Source organism: Aquimarina sp. EL_43 (genome assembly GCF_943422735.1).
Classification (GTDB): domain Bacteria; phylum Bacteroidota; class Bacteroidia; order Flavobacteriales; family Flavobacteriaceae; genus Aquimarina; species Aquimarina megaterium.
Map to the genome: position 1 here is coordinate 5,593,689 of NZ_CALSBR010000001.1, position 17,516 is coordinate 5,611,204.

The 17,516-nt window shown below is 32.3% G+C and carries 13 protein-coding genes; 6 read left to right on the plus strand and 7 right to left on the minus strand.

Going from position 1 to position 17,516, the window contains the following annotated elements; genetic code table 11:
* The first annotated feature begins 115 nt into the window (after positions 1–115).
* Together NNL09_RS23855 and NNL09_RS23860 are read left to right on the plus strand one after the other, a co-directional pair.
* The gene (locus NNL09_RS23855) at positions 116–1,420 is read left to right on the plus strand and encodes a carboxypeptidase-like regulatory domain-containing protein (RefSeq protein ID WP_196911487.1); all 1,305 of its coding nucleotides are present in this window, start codon (positions 116–118) and stop codon (positions 1,418–1,420) included.
* A gap of 191 nt (positions 1,421–1,611) precedes the next feature.
* Entirely contained in the window at positions 1,612–3,066 is a 1,455-nt protein-coding gene (locus NNL09_RS23860) for a S41 family peptidase (protein ID WP_196911486.1), read from the plus strand.
* 6 nt (positions 3,067–3,072) lie between these two features.
* On the opposite strand, the gene NNL09_RS23865 is transcribed toward NNL09_RS23860, so the two are convergent.
* From NNL09_RS23865 to NNL09_RS23890, 6 genes are all read right to left on the minus strand, one after another.
* Positions 3,073–3,261 carry a hypothetical protein gene (locus tag NNL09_RS23865; protein ID WP_025664110.1) on the minus strand — a complete coding sequence of 63 codons (189 nt, stop codon included), beginning with the start codon at positions 3,259–3,261 and terminating at the stop codon, positions 3,073–3,075.
* Positions 3,262–3,389: 128 nt separating this feature from the next.
* On the minus strand, positions 3,390–3,719 hold the full coding sequence (locus NNL09_RS23870) for a hypothetical protein (RefSeq protein WP_025664109.1): 330 nt from the start codon (positions 3,717–3,719) through the stop codon (positions 3,390–3,392).
* Positions 3,720–3,787: 68 nt separating this feature from the next.
* Positions 3,788–5,230 carry a rubredoxin gene (locus tag NNL09_RS23875; RefSeq protein ID WP_196911485.1) on the minus strand — a complete coding sequence of 481 codons (1,443 nt, stop codon included), beginning with the start codon at positions 5,228–5,230 and terminating at the stop codon, positions 3,788–3,790.
* A 2-nt stretch (positions 5,231–5,232) separates the two neighbouring features.
* Positions 5,233–8,754, minus strand: a complete 3,522-nt coding sequence (locus tag NNL09_RS23880) for a nitrate reductase (protein WP_196911484.1) — start codon at positions 8,752–8,754, stop codon at positions 5,233–5,235.
* Positions 8,755–9,011: 257 nt separating this feature from the next.
* Positions 9,012–10,412 (minus strand): MFS transporter, encoded by a 1,401-nt coding sequence (locus tag NNL09_RS23885; protein ID WP_196911483.1) that lies wholly within the window; start codon positions 10,410–10,412, stop codon positions 9,012–9,014.
* Positions 10,413–10,631: 219 nt separating this feature from the next.
* Positions 10,632–11,324, minus strand: a complete 693-nt coding sequence (locus NNL09_RS23890; RefSeq protein WP_196911482.1) for a response regulator transcription factor — start codon at positions 11,322–11,324, stop codon at positions 10,632–10,634.
* Positions 11,325–11,712: 388 nt separating this feature from the next.
* Here NNL09_RS23890 and nirB point away from each other — a divergent pair, with 388 nt between their 5' ends.
* The 4 genes from nirB to NNL09_RS23910 all read left to right on the plus strand — a co-directional run bounded on the left by nirB (position 11,713) and on the right by NNL09_RS23910 (position 16,628).
* The gene (gene nirB, locus NNL09_RS23895) at positions 11,713–14,229 is read left to right on the plus strand and encodes a nitrite reductase large subunit NirB (protein WP_196911481.1); all 2,517 of its coding nucleotides are present in this window, start codon (positions 11,713–11,715) and stop codon (positions 14,227–14,229) included.
* A 15-nt stretch (positions 14,230–14,244) separates the two neighbouring features.
* Entirely contained in the window at positions 14,245–14,622 is a 378-nt protein-coding gene (gene nirD, locus NNL09_RS23900; protein ID WP_025664103.1) for a nitrite reductase small subunit NirD, read from the plus strand.
* A 79-nt stretch (positions 14,623–14,701) separates the two neighbouring features.
* Entirely contained in the window at positions 14,702–15,289 is a 588-nt protein-coding gene (locus NNL09_RS23905) for a DUF4202 domain-containing protein (protein ID WP_025664102.1), read from the plus strand.
* Positions 15,290–15,302: 13 nt separating this feature from the next.
* Positions 15,303–16,628, plus strand: coding sequence for a sensor histidine kinase (locus tag NNL09_RS23910; protein WP_196911480.1), 1,326 nt, complete (start codon positions 15,303–15,305; stop codon positions 16,626–16,628).
* A gap of 7 nt (positions 16,629–16,635) precedes the next feature.
* Here NNL09_RS23910 and NNL09_RS23915 read toward each other — a convergent pair whose 3' ends face one another.
* Positions 16,636–17,502 (minus strand): N-acetylglucosamine kinase, encoded by an 867-nt coding sequence (locus NNL09_RS23915; RefSeq protein WP_025664100.1) that lies wholly within the window; start codon positions 17,500–17,502, stop codon positions 16,636–16,638.
* Positions 17,503–17,516 lie beyond the last annotated feature (14 nt).

Consider the following 17,516-nt stretch of genomic DNA (forward strand, 5'->3'; position numbering starts at 1 on the left):
AACAAAAGCTACTGTTTTAACGTATTGACATCAAATTTCTTCGGTAAAATTTCTTACCTTGTAATGTAGGATTAAGCTCTTTAAAAAAGAAATTACAACCAAAAAAACTCGAGCTATGAACAAAAAAAGTATTTTTTTTCACAATAGATATACCTCTTTTCTATTGTTTATTTTGCTAACTATCTCATATTCTGCTCACATACAAGCATTCACTTATTTACAGGATAGTAGCCAAGATGACACCAATTATAACGAGTACAAAGGATATATACTCGATAGTGAAAACAATCGACCTCTGATATCGGCATCTATTGAAGTAAATGAAACGAATATTTCTACAGTTACAAACGACGAAGGAAAATTTTCGTTAAAGGTTCCTAAAGAGATGGCTAATGGAAAAATAACAGTCTCTTATCTTGGATATAGAGATAAAGTGATTATGTTATCCAAATTTAATGGTAAAGAGTTAAAAATAAAACTAAATACCTCTATCACCGAATTATCCGAAGTTAATATTGATCCTAAGGATCCAAATGCACTTATACGTGAAGTAATAAAGAGAAAAGGGAGTAATTATCTTAATGAAAACAGTATCATGACTGCCTTTTATCGAGAAACCATCAAAAAACGCAGAAGCTATGTATCGCTTTCTGAAGCTGTGGTAGATGTCTATAAAAACCCTTATGAATCGACAAAAACAGATATCATTAAACTTTTTAAAGCTAGAAAAAGTGCCGACTATAAAAAATTAGACACCTTAACATTAAAATTACAAGGAGGACCTACCAGTACACTTTATATTGATGTGATGAAAAACCCTGAGATTCTTTTTACTGCAAATATGACCGATACTTATATTTTTAGTTTTGATAAGTCTACAAAAATTCATGATCAATATATTTATGTATTAAATTTTAAACAACGCCCATACATAAAAGAACCATTATACTATGGAAAATTGTATATAGATGCAGAAACATTAGCAATGACCAAAGCTGTCTTTAGTCTTAATATGGAAAATAAAGAAGAGGTTAGCAAAATGTTTGTTAGAAAAAAACCAAAAAAAGCAAAAGTATACCCTACCCAAGCATCTTATACAATTGATTATCGTCAAAAAGATGGAAAATGGTATTATAGTTATGGAAGAATTGATCTTGTCGTAAAAATTAACTGGAAGAAGAAATTATTTAATTCGGTTTATAAATTAAATGTAGAAATGGCGGTGACCGACTGGAAAAAGAATATTAATAACGAAACGGTTAGGTCAAGAGATCAATTAAAATCTTCTGTGGTCATCAGCGATGAAGCATCTGGATTCTCTGATCCTGTATTCTGGGGTGAATACAATGTTATAGAGCCCGAAAAATCTATAGAATCAGCAATCAAAAAAATAAAAAGACAACTGCGAAAATTAAACTAAAAACAAAACAATTTGCAATCTAAAAAGAGTATGTTTTTCATACTCTTTTTTTATTAAACTCATGGTATTAAATCTAGTAATAGATAAAATTCACTCAACAATTTTATTATTTTTACACCTGGGAAAACAAAAAGATTGCAACAATAAGCAATCTAAAGAAGTCAATTAAGTTATATCGTTAAAATCATCTAATGAAAAAAATACAGTGTTTTGTACTTTTTTACATACTCACTTGTGTAGTTTATGCACAAAAACGCATGGATTCTCTTGCTGTTAGAGAAGATTTTAGGATTTTTGAAAATATCCTTAAAAAAGGACACCCCAGTTTATATGAATATCTTGATCAAGATTCTTTGGAGTATATTTTTGAGATTACAAAAGAATCCCTAACTACAACAGATTCTGATATAAAATTATATCAAAATATGCTAGATGTTACAGATAAAATAAAAGATGGACATCTTTCATTTTTTGCTCCCAATACCATAAAAACAGACCAATATTATTTTCCTCTGATTCTTAAATTAATAAATACAGAGTTTTATACCGATACCGATGATTTTGATATCCCAATAGGTTCTAAAATTAATCGAATTAACGGAAGAAAAACTTATGAAATTTTACAACACCTAAAGAAATATGTGCCAAGTGACGGCTATAATCTCACTCGAAAATATAGAGAAATAGAATTGAAGTTCGGATTATACTTTGCATACGAATATGGCATTGAGAAAAAATTTAGCATCGACTATACAGAACCAGATGGTACAGAAAAAAATAAAGTATTACCTGCAGAATCTTTTGTAAACGTAAGACTTAGAAACACCAAACGTAATTCCTATTTTGCTTCATATCATAACCAAGAAAATGGCTTTGACTACTTTGATACATTTATCAATAACAAAAGCCCCTTTGTGTATTACAAAGAAGACATAAATACTGCCGTCGTAGTGGTCAATTCATTTAGAGGAGATCTCAGGATTTTTAAATCGAATCTAACAAAAATCTTTAAAGAAATTAATAAAAAGAAAATTAGTAATCTTATCGTTGATGTTCGACAAAATGATGGAGGTTTTAGATCTAATGCAGTACATTTATTCTCATTCATCACCAATAGTGTATTTAAACAGATAACTAGTGAATATGTAGCTTCGCTTACTGTTCCCGAGCGAAAACATGTCACCAAGACCTATCTTAGTGAAAAGCATTTTTTAAAAGATAAGTTTTATAACCATCCTATATATGATGGATGGAAACTGGTTTTTGATGATATGGAAGCTCTTATGGTTCCCGATAAAGATAGATTTCGAGGAAATGTATATGTACTTGCAGGGGGAGCAACTTTTTCTGCCGGATCTACCTTTGCATTAAATGTTAAAAATGACCCTAATATTATTTTGGTAGGAGAAGAAACTGGTGGTGGATATCACTTTTCTAATGGAGAGTTTCCTGTATATTACGAATTTCCTAATTCCAAAATAATTATGGTAATGTATATGGAAAAAATCAACCATCATGTAATAGACAAAAGAGTTCCCAAAGGATCTGGTGTACTTCCAGACAGGCAAACTATATTCTCTATTGATGATCTAATCTCTGGCAGAGATCCTGACCTGGATTATGTTTTAAAATTGATTCGGGGATAAGTAAAATCACCCAATATATGTATTTACACTGGTGACTAACTCACAAGAATTATGTAGCATTTGCTTAAATCTTAATGCAAGATGCTCATCGTTAAACTTCATTGCCTCACTAATACTGTTAGACAATACCAGTTCGCCGATAAGATATTCAACAAAATAACTTTGGTCATCTGTTAGAAGTACATATTCTGTCATACGATAATTTATTTTCCGAACTATATTTTATGATGATACGACCTCATAAAGTTCGAAGGTAAAAATAAGTTTAAAACCTACTCAAAAAGATAAAGGAGTAGAATACTTTTACACAGAAGTATTAACAATTATATTGTATGAATTTCAATTTTTCTTAAAAGTCCTGTTTCAATATATTCTGAAATTTTGTTGATCTCTTTAACGTTTTCGGTTGCTATAGGGATCCAACCATCTATTTTAATTTTATCATTAGGATTGCTACTAAAAAACATCTCATACTCACAGTCTTTTAATTTGTTTTTACCGAAAGAATAATTTGGATTATTTTTAGTTTTATCCTGTATTCTTTTTTTGACAATTTCGATTTTGGAAGCTAAATCCAAAGCTTCCGTATCTCTATGTACTTCTACTTCTAAAAATTCTGAAATAGATACCATAATTATTTCTTCTAAATTCATAAGTAAAAATTTTAGTTATCATTATTATCTAAACTATTCTATTCCCTAACTTAATATCAGAATCACCTTTACATTACCCGCATTTTAATCTTCTTAAAATTATTTTTTGGAGCTTCACAGAGAGAACAGCCATAATTATCTGGTAATTCGACAAAATCTACTCCTCTTGGGATTTTGTTTAATACATCTCCAATTAAAGAGTCATAAATAGTTTGACAATTATTACATTGATACACTTCAATCTCAAGAGTTTCTTTTTTAATACCTAGCTCAGAGGGTTGATCATCTTCCATTTTTCCTAAATTTTGAAAATATGTTTTTGTTAATTCAAGTAATATTCCTGGTAAATCCATTTGATCTATATCTTGAGCATATACAATATATTGTTGGGTATTAGGGTTGAAATTTTTAGCATACAACACATTATATGTTGGCCTTACTACAAAATCCTGAATAATGTCTGATATCTTATTTTCTTCTATCATTATAGATGTAAAATATCGCTTTTGATCATGTTTAAATATGATTCCAAAAGTTAATCCATAGGTGCTGATATCATTTTGGTCAAAGTTCATCACTAAAAACTTTTTTAGATCAAATGCTTTTTTATTATTAACTGGTATATGCCAGTTTAATTCTAAGGCCGAGTGTCGAACATTTATACCAAATTTCCCTAGTAATTTTTCTAAAACCAACTTACTTTCTTTTGGTATTCCTTTTATTATAAAAGATTTCCAAGGAGTTAGACATATTTTTCCTATTCGATATTCTATACAAAATTCACATAGAGTATTTAGAAATTCTAAATTATATCTATTGTTTCTCCAATATAACCCCAACCAATATTGATGTTCATCCATTTTGTTCATTCCTTCGTAATAGGGAAATGGGCTAAAATTAATTTGAAGTGGCTTTTCTATTACTCTATTATTAGTTTCTAGGTTCTTATTCAAAAATTGAAACAGCTCATTAACATTATTCACGTTTTGATATTCATTTTCAATCGCTTTTGCAACTTTTGCAATATCCCATGTATAAATTAACACGGGATAAAATACTTCTTCCCAATTGGGTAATTTTAAAAATAAATACCAATAATCTTCATAAGAAGAAGCTATAAAGTTTAAATCGCCTGTAAACACAGGAACGATCTGTTGCTTAGGGTCGGTAATGTTTATTTTTAATTTTGGACTATACCTAAATTCTTCAAAAATATATAAATAGGTTGTGTCTCGTAACCAGACCGTAGCGTTAAAAATATCAATAGAAACATAAGAACAACTGATATTTTGTTGTGTTTCTGAGGCAAAAAAGGACGAGTCAAAAAAATCACTTTTGGTAATAATATTTCCATTACTATTCTTTTTAGGAAAAATAATATCCTGCCGAGATCCAAAATGAAAAACATCAAGCCCCAGATTCTGAGCGTACTTAATAATACGTAGCAATTCTATCGGAGACAAAACACCTCCTTTGACATCTACTCGATGTAAATATTTTTCTTTTTTCATGACTAAGTCAATTGTAAGACATTGTTCAACACTTCTTTTATTTCAGGTTTGCAGCTACCACAACCTAATCCTGCTCCAGTTTTGCTACATAGTTCAGAAAAAACCTCGCATCCTGATCTAATCTCTTTCTTAAGGTTTCCCTCTCCTACTTGACTACAAGAACAAATAAGTTTACCTATAACAGGTTTATCTGGTTTTGAAGACTTTAACAATTCGTCTCGTTTCTCTGATAATTCTATTTTTTCTTCAATAAGACGTTTAAAATCTGCAAATTCTTTTTTATCCCCCATTAAAATAGCTCCTATCAATCTATCGTCTTTCACAATACATTTCTTATAAAACCGCCTGCTAACATCCATAAATACCACTTCTTCAAAAGAGCTATCATTGGCAGGTACATCTATATTACCAATACTACAAAGGTCTAGATCTTCAAATTTGAGAATATTCATGAAAACAGAACCTCTATATATTGCGCTATAATCCCCCAACAAATATTTAGCTACGATATCAGCTTGTTGTTCTGCTGCTGCAGTAATACCAAATAAATTGCCGTTAAACTCGGCAATTTCTCCAATAGCAAATATATTAGGGTCACTTGACTGCAAATATTGATTCACCAATATTCCTCGACGGCAATGAATTCCTGTTTTTTTAAGCAAATCGATATTAGGAGTTGTACCTATAGAGTACACTACTGCATTACAGTTAAAGGATTTACCAGACTTTAAATTAACCAGTAAATCGCCATTATTCTGTTTAAAAACAGTATCTACTTCGTTATCAAAATAGATTTGAATTCCTTTTTCTTTTACATGTTCTGCTAATAAACGACTGGCAACAATATCAAGTTGACGTTCCATTAATCGGTTTCCTTTTTGTACAATTGTAATCGTTATTCCTTTTTTACGAAGTACTGCTGCCAATTCTAACCCTAGTAATCCGCCACCTACTATGGTTACATGCTGCCTATTCTCTGGTATACCCGTTTGATTGAGATATGATTTTAACTTATCGGCATCGCTACGATTGCGTAGGGTAAATCTTCCCGGACGATGTATTGGGACTTCCTTCGGGATAAAAGCACGGCTACCTGTTGCCATTAAAATAACATCATAATCATGTTTTTGGCTTTTACTATCTATAAGGTGTTTTTTTTCTCTATTAATTTCAATAACAGGGTTACTTACGAAGAGGGTTACATTAAGTGATTTCATATTTCCCTCTCGCATCTTCTGTAACTGTTCCCATTTTAGTTCTTCACTTATATATTCAGGAAGTAAAACTCTGTTATAAAATGGATATGGTTCTTTAGAAAACACTACAATTTCATCTTCGCTATTAAATTCTCTATACGTTTGAATAAAACGATATGCAGCTGTTCCAGCTCCTACTATACAGATCTTTTGTTTTGGTTTTATAAATTTATAAACCTGAACCGCAGAAAATTTAAAATCAGGCTCTTTAGATGTCGTATCTACAATACTAGTCGTCAAATTATTCGCCCTTCCGTAATCATTGCCCAGAACTTTGCCCCAATGCATAGGAAGAAAAACCACCCCTTTATTGATACCATCACTAATTTTTGCTTTTACCTGTACTTTACCTCGTTTACTCTCAATAATAACAATATCTCCTTCTTTTATTTTCCTCAAAAATGCATCAACTTGATTAATCTCTAAATAAGGATCTGGAGTATGAGTTCGCAGTCTATTTACTTTACCTGTCTTTGTTCTGGTATGCCATTGGTCACGTACTCTACCTGTTGTAAGAATCAATGGATATTTTTCCGTCAATAACTCAGAGGTTGGTTGCGTAAACTTCGGGATTACAAATTTTACATTTCCAGTATCGGTATGAAATTTTTTATCTTCAAATAATCGCGATGTACCAGGATGATTATTCTTGGGTACGGGCCATTGAAAACTGCCTTCTGTTTTAAGACGTGAATAGCTAAGTCCAGAAATATCGATAGTAGTTCCTTTGGTTAGTGTACAATGTTCTTTATATACTTCTTCTACAGTGTTATAATCAAATCCTCGATATCCCATTTTTTGTGCAAAACTCCAAAGAATTTCTACATCTGGCATTGCTTCTCCCGGAGGATCAATCACTTTATTAAGGTAAGTAATCCTACGCTCACTATTTGTCATTGTACCTTCCTTTTCTGCCCATCCGGCTGCTGGAAGCACTAAATCAGCATACTGGATGGTCTCTGATCGATGTGATATATCCTGAACTACAACAAACTTGGCACTCTGTAAAGCTTTTTCTACTTTATTAGCATTAGGAAGGCTTACCAATGGATTAGTGCATATAATCCAAATGGCTTTTAGTTTTCCATTTTCTAATGCATCAAACATTTCAGTAGCAGTAAGTCCTGGTTTTTCCGAAATCTCTTTTCCTCCCCAAAAGTTTGCTACTTCCTTCCTGTCTTCTTCATTTGAAAGTTCTTTATGAGCTGCTAATAAATTAGCCATTCCTCCTACCTCCCTTCCTCCCATTGCATTGGGTTGTCCTGTTAAAGAAAATGGGCCACATCCAGGTTTACCAATATGCCCTGTGAGTATAGATAAATTTAATAATGCATTGTTTTTATTAACTCCAATAGAACTTTGATTTAATCCCATCGCCCATAGAGTAATAAACCCTTTTGCGTCTGCAATATAGGAAGCAGCTTTTTTAATATCTGCAACTGTTATCCCACAGGTGATAGCAGCTTTAGATAGAGATATTGATTGCAAAGATTCTTTAAACGTTTCATAATTATCTGTATGATTAATAATAAAACTCTTGTTAATTTTTTTTCGATCGATTAATCGTTTTGCAATTGCATTGTATAAAACTACATCTGTTCCGGGAAGAATCTGCAAATGTAAATCTGCTATATCACAGGATTGTGTTCTACGAGGATCAACAACTATAATCTTTATTCCAGGATTCTTTTCCTTTTGTGCTTCTATTCTTCTAAACAAAATGGGGTGACACCAGGCAGGATTTGCTCCGGCAATCATAAAACAATCTGCCAGTTCTATATCATCATATGCAATCGGGACACTATCTTCTCCAAATGCCTGTTTATATCCCACCACAGCAGAACTCATACATAGTCTCGAATTGGTATCAATATTATTGGTTCCTATGAACCCCTTTACTAGCTTATTTGCCAGATAATATTCTTCTGTGAGGCATTGTCCAGAAACATAAAACCCAACACTATCCGAGCCATATTTTTCGATTATTGTACTAAAAACTGATGCTACCCTGTCTAGTGCCTGGTCCCAGGATACCCGTTGACGGTCATGCCCTTTACTCCAGCGCATTTCTGGATATAGAATTCTATCACTTCTATCTTGAATCACATGGTGAAGATTCATTCCTTTAGAACATAGCATTCCATGATTTACAGGATGATCTGGATCCCCTTTTACTGTAATTAAACCTTTTGGGTCTTTTTTTGCTATAATTCCACAACCAACTCCACAGTATGAGCACGTTGTTTTGTATGATTTGAATGTAGGCATAAGATATAGTTTAATGCACAATTTCTTTATATCAAAACTAAGTATTAATACGTATTCACCATAGTTTCATAACCTTTTTCTATGTTTGAATCAAAAGAATTATCAATTCAATAAAATACTATAGTTTAAAAATAGATTTTGAGGTTATAGAAGGTTTATTTTATTAAATCTCTCATAAAAAAGGTGACTAATATTTTATAATTAACTACATAAAAACTCATAAATACCCTAGCATTTATTTAGAGTTGTATTATTCATTAACTATATACAGGAGTACTTTTCATTTCTCTTGCAACTGCTTTCTCATCTTCTGTTGAAAACTTAATCATAAGTGAGATAACTGCAGTAAAAATCACAAAAATTCCAATAGTAAAATATCCACTAGATACTGCTTCAGATGAAGCAAAAGTTTGAGCTGCTTGTATAGCTTCCTGACTAAAGTTTTGATTATCGGCTATTGCTTTCTTCTCTGCCACCGCAGATTTTGATTTTAGCACGAATGCAGCTACAAAAGCACCTACATTTCCTCCCGCGCCAACAATACCAGAAATAGATCCAATTGCTTTCTTATTAATAAAAGGTACAACCGAAAAAGTAGCTCCTTCTGCCATTTGAACCGTAAGACTAAAACCTATCAAAAATATAATTCCTAAAGTCAACTCATTCATTCCCGAAAATAGAGACAACATAATCCCTTCAATTCCCAAAATAATTGCAAGAAATAAAACACGTCCTCTTAGACCTTTCATTTTCCCAAACCTATCCCCAAAAACTCCCCCCAGGGTTCTTGCAAAAATATTCATCAACGCAAATGACAATACAATATTTCCTGCTGTAATTCTTTCAAGTTGAAATGTATTCTGAAGATAATCGTCCATAGTTCCATAAACTGTTAATTCCATACCAAAACACGCAGCATAGACTATAAAAAGTATCCAAACTCTATAATCCTGGATAGCCATCAAGAAACTAACTTCATCTTTTTTAAACCTTATAAATTCTCCTTTAGCTTTCAATTCTGAAAAGTTTCCGTTAGGAGTATCCTTAGTAAAAAAGAAATATATCACACCCATTAAAAAACAAGTAATTCCAGCAATGATCATACAATATCTCCAGGCATCAGTTTCTGCTACACCAAAACTAACAACAGTCGCTGCAATAAGTGGCATTCCTAGTCTATTAACTCCCCCGCCCAAGTTTCCCCATCCAGCAGATGTCGCATTTGCTGTCCCAACTATATTAGGAGCAAACATAATAGAAGTATGAAATTGAGTAATTACAAATGAAGCACCAATAAAACCAATAAATAGCCTGCATATAATAAATTGAATTGGAGTTTGGACAAACCCAAGTAAAATCACTGGTACTGCCCCAAAAATTAGCAACCATGTATAACAAATACGTGGCCCATACTTATCACACAATTTACCGATCAATAATCTCGCGAAAATAGTTCCTGATACTGCTACAATAATAGAATTCCATTTCTCATCGGGAGTTAATCCCAAATCTTTAATTACATCGGGCATAAATGGTACAATACCAAACCAGGCAAAAAAACACAAAAAGAAAGCAATCGACGTGATCCAAAAGGTTCGGATAGATACACTTTTATAATTTAATAAATTTAGAGTCGTAGATTTACTATAAGTATTCATAATTCCTTGTTTTTAGATTCGTTATATTCTGGTTTCAATCAACCAGTGAATATATAAATTCAAATCAAAACTAAGTATAAATACTTATTTTTAAATTAAAAAATACGTAATTCATACAAGAATTACGTATTACAAAATATATCTTCTCAAAATTAGATATTCGACAAAAACTTTGAAGATAATTGTCAATTTTACAATACAGAAGAATGAAGTAAATCCTTAATCAATCATGCCATATTTTTTGGCCTTGTTACTCAGCTCCAATATATTTTTCACTTTCATTTTTTTCATCAAATTAAATCGATGTACTTCTGTAGTTCGCTTACTAATATCGAGTGTTTCTGCTATATCTTTATTTGTTTTTCCTGAAATAGCTAAACGAAGTATTTGATTTTCTCTCTTTGTTAAATCAAAAGGATTCTGTGTAGTTATTTTAGATTTTATTGATATGGTATCCTTTGATAAAGATGTATAATCGGAAGATATATTATCTCCTCCCTTTATTTTTTTAATCAAGATAGAAGACACATCTCCACTAAAATATTTTTCTCCTTTACTCACTACTGAAAGTGCTTTAAGAAATTCATCTTTACTAGCACCTTTTAGAAGATACCCTTCTGCTCCAGCATTTATAGATTGTAAGATATATTCATCAGAATCATGCATAGATAGCATAATAGCTTTAGAAGACACACCAAGTGATGTTAGTTTTTGCACGGTCTCAATCCCAGATATTTCAGGCATTCTAATATCGCAAATTACGATATCTGGTTGTAGGGATTGCACGAGTTCAATAGCTTCAATTCCATCCGAAGCTTCTCCAACTACTTCGTATTGTTCCTCATCTTCTAAAAGAGCTCTTATACCATCTCTTACCAAAAAATGATCATCTACCAATACAATCCTAACCATACAATTTGTTATAATATATTATACTTTCTTTGAGAGAAAAGCTATCTCTATGTTCAAAGATATGAATATTTCAAAAACGACTAAGTAGTTGTACTTGGATTTGTATTCAAAAAAACAGAATTAACCATGTTTATAAACAGAAGTATTTAAAACTATTGAAATTGAAATACTCTTACTGCAAACAGTTTTTCAAAGTAGATTTTATGGCCAGTTTCAGGTCTTCAAAAAAAGAAAAACAATTCTTTCTAAACAAAAATATATGAAATAGATTTTATAAAACTCAATGCTTATTTTTTAGAGATTCTCAATTTGTTATACTCATAATTACGTAATTCTTATCACAATAATACGTATTAATACTTAATTTTGAATTTTAAATACGTAATTTATGAAAAAGGTAGTAGTAATAGGCAACGGAATGGTAGGTTATAAATTTTGTGAAAAGTTTGTAGCCTCTGAAAAGTTCCATAATTATAAGCTTACAGTTTTTGGAGAAGAGCCAAGAAGAGCATATGATCGTGTACATTTAAGTGAATACTATGCCGGAAAATCGGCAGAAGATTTAAGCCTGTCTTCAACTACATGGTACGAAGAAAACAATATTGATCTTCATATTTCTGAAATGATCACTAAAATCAATAAAAAAGAAAAAGCTGTAATTAATCATAGAGGCGAAAAATATTCTTATGACTATCTGGTCTTAGCTACAGGGTCATCTGCATTTGTCCCTCCTATCCCAGGTGTAGAAAAAGAAGGAGTGTTTGTATATAGAACTATCGAAGATCTCGAAGCTATAAAGTATTATGCCAAAAAACTAAAATCTGAGGGGAAAAATCAAGCTGCAGTATTAGGTGGAGGGTTATTAGGTCTCGAAGCTGCTAATGCTGTAAAAGAATTAGGATTGCAAGCCCATGTGGTAGAATTTGCACCAAGATTAATGCCCAGACAACTTGATCAGGGAGGTAGCGATATGCTGAAAGCTAAAATTGAAGAACTTGGGTTACATATTCATCTGGGTAAACAAACTAAAAATATAGAAGGGGATCATGTTATCGAAGGTTTAAAATATGTAGACGGTAGTGAGCTAAAAGTAGACATGTTAGTCGTCTCGGCTGGTATTCGTCCACGCGATGAAATTGCTAAAGAATGCAAATTAGCAACGGGAATTCGCGGTGGAATTATTGTAGATAACACCATGAAAACCTCAGATGATCATATTTATGCCATAGGTGAAGTCGCTCTTTATAACAACATGATCTACGGGCTTGTTGCCCCTGGTTATGATATGGCCGATGTAGCTGTATCACAAATCACAGGTAATACCAAAAATATTATGAAGGCAGATATCGATATGTCTACTCAACTGAAACTTATAGGAACAGAAGTAGCTAGTTTTGGTAACGCTCTTCATGAAGGTGAAAATGTTGATACCATTATATACAAAAATAAACGTAAAGGAATTTATAAACGAATCAATATATCTAAAGAGAGCTCTAAACTTTTAGGGGGGATTTTGGTTGGGAATTCATCAGATTACAATACATTATTTCAGATTTATAATACCGCAATGACTCTACCCGAAAATCCTGAAGATTTAATTTTAGGAAATCGTAATGATGATAATAGTTCTTTATTAGGAGATGTAATGGATCTCCCAGATGATGCCCAGATTTGTTCATGCGAAAGTGTGAGTAAAAATGCCATATGCAGTGCTATTCAGGATGGCTCTTGTAATGATCTTGGAGATGTAATTTCCTGTACCAAAGCAGGAACAGGCTGTGGAGGGTGTAAACCAATGGTAAAAGATTTAGTAGATGCTACTCTTAAATCACTGGGAAGAAAGGTAAATGATATAATATGTGAGCATTTCGAATATAATAGACAAGAACTTTTTGACATCATAAAATTAAAAGGGTATAGAAAATATAATCAGATACTAGATAATTATGGTAAAGGAGACGGATGCGAAGTATGCAAACCTGTAATCGCCTCGATCATGGCTAGTATCTATGCAGATACTGCCAATGAAGAAACTACAATACAAGATTCTAATGATCGATTTTTGGCTAATATTCAACGTAATGGGACGTATTCTGTGGTACCGAGAATTCCAGGAGGAGAAATCACTCCAGAAAAACTAATTGCTCTTGGTAAAATAGGCAAAAAGTATGATCTCTATACTAAGATAACAGGGGGGCAGCGAGTAGATTTTTTTGGAGCTCGGTTAGACCAACTTCCAAAAATATGGGAAGATCTAATCAATTACGGATTTGAAAGTGGTCATGCATATGGAAAATCTTTACGAACGGTAAAAAGTTGTGTAGGATCTACCTGGTGTAGATATGGGATGGATGAAAGTGTAAGTTTTGCAATAGAACTCGAAGAGCGCTATAAAGGTCTTAGGTCTCCACATAAAATAAAAGGAGGAGTATCTGGATGTATAAGAGAATGCGCAGAAGCAAGATGTAAAGATTTTGGAGTTATCGCAGTAGAAGGAGGCTGGAATCTATATATCTGTGGAAATGGAGGCGCCAATCCAAAGCACGCCGAACTCCTGGCAGAACAAATAGATAATGAAACCGTAATTAGGTATCTCGATCGATTCCTCATGTTCTATATTAGAACTGCTGCTCCGCTAGAGAGAACTGCAAAGTGGTTAGATAAGCTTGAAGGAGGTATCGAATATCTAAAACAAGTAATAATTCACAATAAACTTGACATTGTTGAGGAACTTGAAAGTGAAATGAAAACTCTTGTTGGATCATTTAAATGTGAATGGACTCAAGCTATACAAGACAAGGAAATCATGAAACGATTTAATCATTTTGTAAACAGCGATGAAACCGATAACAACCTTGTATTCGTTCCTCTAAGGGATCAAAAAATGCCAGAGCCTTGGAAATAAAATAGAAAAAACAGTATGGAAGAAATATTAGAAATATACAAAACCACTACAATAGAAAATGTTACAATTTGGTTTGAAGCAGGAAAGGTGAGCGACTTTCTAAAAAATAGTGGCGCATGCATTAAATATAAAAACAAGCAAATTGCAATTTTTAATTTTGAAAGAAAAAATGCCTGGTATGCCTGCCAGAATGTATGCCCACATAAAATGGAAATGGTTCTAAGCAGAGGGATGACAGGCGACCAGAACGGGGTGCCAAAAATAGCATGCCCAATGCATAAAAAAACATTTTCATTAGATACTGGTAAAAATCTAGACGGAGATCTCACTCCTATCGCTATATATCCAGTAAAAATAGAAGACGACAACGTGTTTGTTGGTTTTGTAGAATAGAAAGGATTATTTGATTCGCAATCATACATCCTGATCCAAAAAACTCTAACTTTGTTAGAATATCAATATACAAAACACTATGTCTGTTAAAAAATTAACTGAAGCTTATACATTATTTGATAAAGCCAATACTCAAGATCCCAATACAGAAGACGTAAACGGGAGTCTTATACCCAAAGAATTAATTTATGGACAGCGAATGACACAAACACTAGAAACATTTGATCCAGAAGCTTCTGATGCGTTAAAACTAGCTGCTCGTTCTCAACATATTTGTCGATGGGAGATTCCTCGTTCTAACTATGTAATGGATCGAACAGGTTATCTAAAATGGAGAGAAGATTTAAAAAAGTTTCATGCTAAAAAAGCATCAGAAATCCTTCAACACATAGGTTATGACATAGAAACTATAAATAGAGTTTCTTTTTTGCTTCAAAAGAAAAAATTAAAAAAAGATGAAGAAACGCAAACCCTTGAAGATGTGATTTGCCTTGTCTTTCTTAATTTTTATTATGAAGATTTTTTAATAAAACATACTGAAGAAAAAGTAATTGATATTTTACAAAAGACATGGCGTAAAATGTCTGAAAAAGGACATAAAGCCGCTTTACAGCTTTTGTATTCAGAAAAAGCTTTAGATCTGATTAAACAAGCAATAAATGGATAAAATTTGAGATCAAATGAATATATCTCAATATATTAAAAAAATAAAACTCCTATTTTATATCGGTATAACAATAACTCTTGCTACAGCAGTATTGGGGCTTTTTTCTGTAATAAACCAGAACTATTTATGGATCTCGTTAATAGTTCTTCTAATCATTCTGGGAATTCTATTTATAAAACTAAATACATTCATTGTTCGATTACAACAGTCTGTGCTAAATTCGCAAGTAAACCTGAAACAAACAGAACAGTCTCTAGCATCTAGAGATCAAAAAATTCAGGAATTAGTAGCATTAAACTATGCTATGAATAAGGCCATTTTATATGCAAGAATCTCTAAGAAAGGTTCTATCATAAGCTTAAGCGAACGTTTTGCTAAATTACTTAATATTGAGCACGATTATGAAAGAAAAAACCTCATCGATCTTATTAATCTTAATGAAGTTCAAAAAAACAGATTACTCAGTCTTATAACCCAAAGCTCAGGGAGTGTATTTAATGAAGAATTTGAGTTAAAAACCAGTATAGGGCAAAAAATCTGGTTAGATATTTCAATACTTACTATTTTTAAAGAATCCGGAAACTCTGAACGACTTATATTATGTTCCGACATTTCTAAACGAAAAGAAGCACAAATTGAAATTGAACGATTAAATGCTTACAGATATAGAGAAAAAGAAGAATTACAAAAATCAAATGCAAGTCAAATTGTAGAGGCCCAGGAAGAAGAAAGGAAAAGAATTGCCAAAGAGATTCATGATAGCATTGGGCAAATGCTTACTGCACTTAAGCTTAATATTGAATCTATTAACCTCGAAAATACAGAAAAAGCATATCAGAAAATTGAAGGGTTAAAACAATTATCAAAAAATTTAATTCAGGGAACTCGAATTGCAACATTTAATCTTACTCCTCCCGAATTAAAAGATTATGGGATTGGCATTGCTTTAGATAAAATGGCCAAGGAGCTTTCTAAACTAACTGGTAAAAATATTCTTTTTGAGAATAAATCAAATTTTGAACAGAGATTCGATTCTCTAATTGAAACTAACCTATATCGTGTTACTCAAGAAGCAGTAAACAATGCTATTAAATATGCAAATTCTAATTATATTCTAATAACAATTAACCATTCTAATTCTTTATTAAGTATTACTATTGAGGATGATGGGACAGGATTCGATATTAATACTATACCTTCTAAACCTAATAATAATGCAAAAGGCGGAATGGGCCTATTCTTTATGAAAGAACGAATGAACTACATAAATGGAAGAATATTTATTAACTCTATTCCTAATGAAGGAAGTAGAATCATTTTGAATTATACTATTTCATAACAGAGATTCAGACTTTACTTTTTTTTTTAATTACCTCATTGCGATAGTAATCTATAATTCCATCAATAGGTCTTCTTACGATATTTCCAACCTTTAGGTGATATGGCCAGACAGCTGCTCTTATAATGTCTTCACTAAAATGAGCTATCGAACCAATAAAATGTATTGGTACATGTTGTGATTCTGGAAAACACAGGACTCTGGTTTCTATAAATTCCTGAATACCTTCGGTAATAATTTTATAAAAATACCCGTTGCGCTCGCTGGTAAAAATAAACTCTGCAAAAGAAGCCAGATATGTATTAGGGTTTTCTCTTTTGTATAAGTTTTCTTTAATTGAATCTGAAGAAAGGTCAAAACGTTTTTCAAATTCTGATGCTATTTCGGGAGGCATTCTTTTATAGTAATAATCACGTATTAGTTTTTTTCCAAAGTGATTTCCACTAGCCTCATCCATAAGAATATATCCCAGAGAATCTACAGACATATGAATATCTTCCCCATCAAAGTAGCAACTATTAGATCCTGTTCCTAGAATACATATAATCCCTGGTTCTGTTGTAGCGGCATATACTGCTGCAACCATATCTTCTTTAACGATAACTTCTGCACCAACAAAAAAATCCTCAAAGATTTTTTTCAACATTACTGCTGGTTTTTTTGTACCGCATCCTGCTCCATAAAAATGAACAGTCTCTATTTTATCTTGATAGGAAGAAAGTTTGTCGTTTTTTCTAACTCTTTCTTCTAAGAGAGATTTTTCGAATACAGCAGGATTTAATCCTTCTGTACGGGTTTTAAAAACGATTTCTCCTACATCATCCAGAAGAATCCAATCGCATTTAGTAGAACCGCCATCAGCTAATAAAATCATTTAAAAATTTGTTA

Coding starts and splice junctions, on each gene's coding strand:
- NNL09_RS23855 (WP_196911487.1), top strand. CDS start 116: ATGAACAAAAAAAGTATTTTTTTTCACAATAGATATACCTCTTTTCTA.
- NNL09_RS23860 (WP_196911486.1), top strand. CDS start 1,612: ATGAAAAAAATACAGTGTTTTGTACTTTTTTACATACTCACTTGTGTA.
- NNL09_RS23870 (WP_025664109.1), bottom strand. CDS start 3,719: ATGAATTTAGAAGAAATAATTATGGTATCTATTTCAGAATTTTTAGAA.
- NNL09_RS23890 (WP_196911482.1), bottom strand. CDS start 11,324: ATGGTTAGGATTGTATTGGTAGATGATCATTTTTTGGTAAGAGATGGT.
- NNL09_RS23880 (WP_196911484.1), bottom strand. CDS start 8,754: ATGCCTACATTCAAATCATACAAAACAACGTGCTCATACTGTGGAGTT.
- NNL09_RS23885 (WP_196911483.1), bottom strand. CDS start 10,412: ATGAATACTTATAGTAAATCTACGACTCTAAATTTATTAAATTATAAA.
- NNL09_RS23905 (WP_025664102.1), top strand. CDS start 14,702: ATGTCTGTTAAAAAATTAACTGAAGCTTATACATTATTTGATAAAGCC.
- nirB (WP_196911481.1), top strand. CDS start 11,713: ATGAAAAAGGTAGTAGTAATAGGCAACGGAATGGTAGGTTATAAATTT.
- NNL09_RS23865 (WP_025664110.1), bottom strand. CDS start 3,261: ATGACAGAATATGTACTTCTAACAGATGACCAAAGTTATTTTGTTGAA.
- nirD (WP_025664103.1), top strand. CDS start 14,245: ATGGAAGAAATATTAGAAATATACAAAACCACTACAATAGAAAATGTT.
- NNL09_RS23910 (WP_196911480.1), top strand. CDS start 15,303: ATGAATATATCTCAATATATTAAAAAAATAAAACTCCTATTTTATATC.
- NNL09_RS23915 (WP_025664100.1), bottom strand. CDS start 17,502: ATGATTTTATTAGCTGATGGCGGTTCTACTAAATGCGATTGGATTCTT.
- NNL09_RS23875 (WP_196911485.1), bottom strand. CDS start 5,230: ATGAAAAAAGAAAAATATTTACATCGAGTAGATGTCAAAGGAGGTGTT.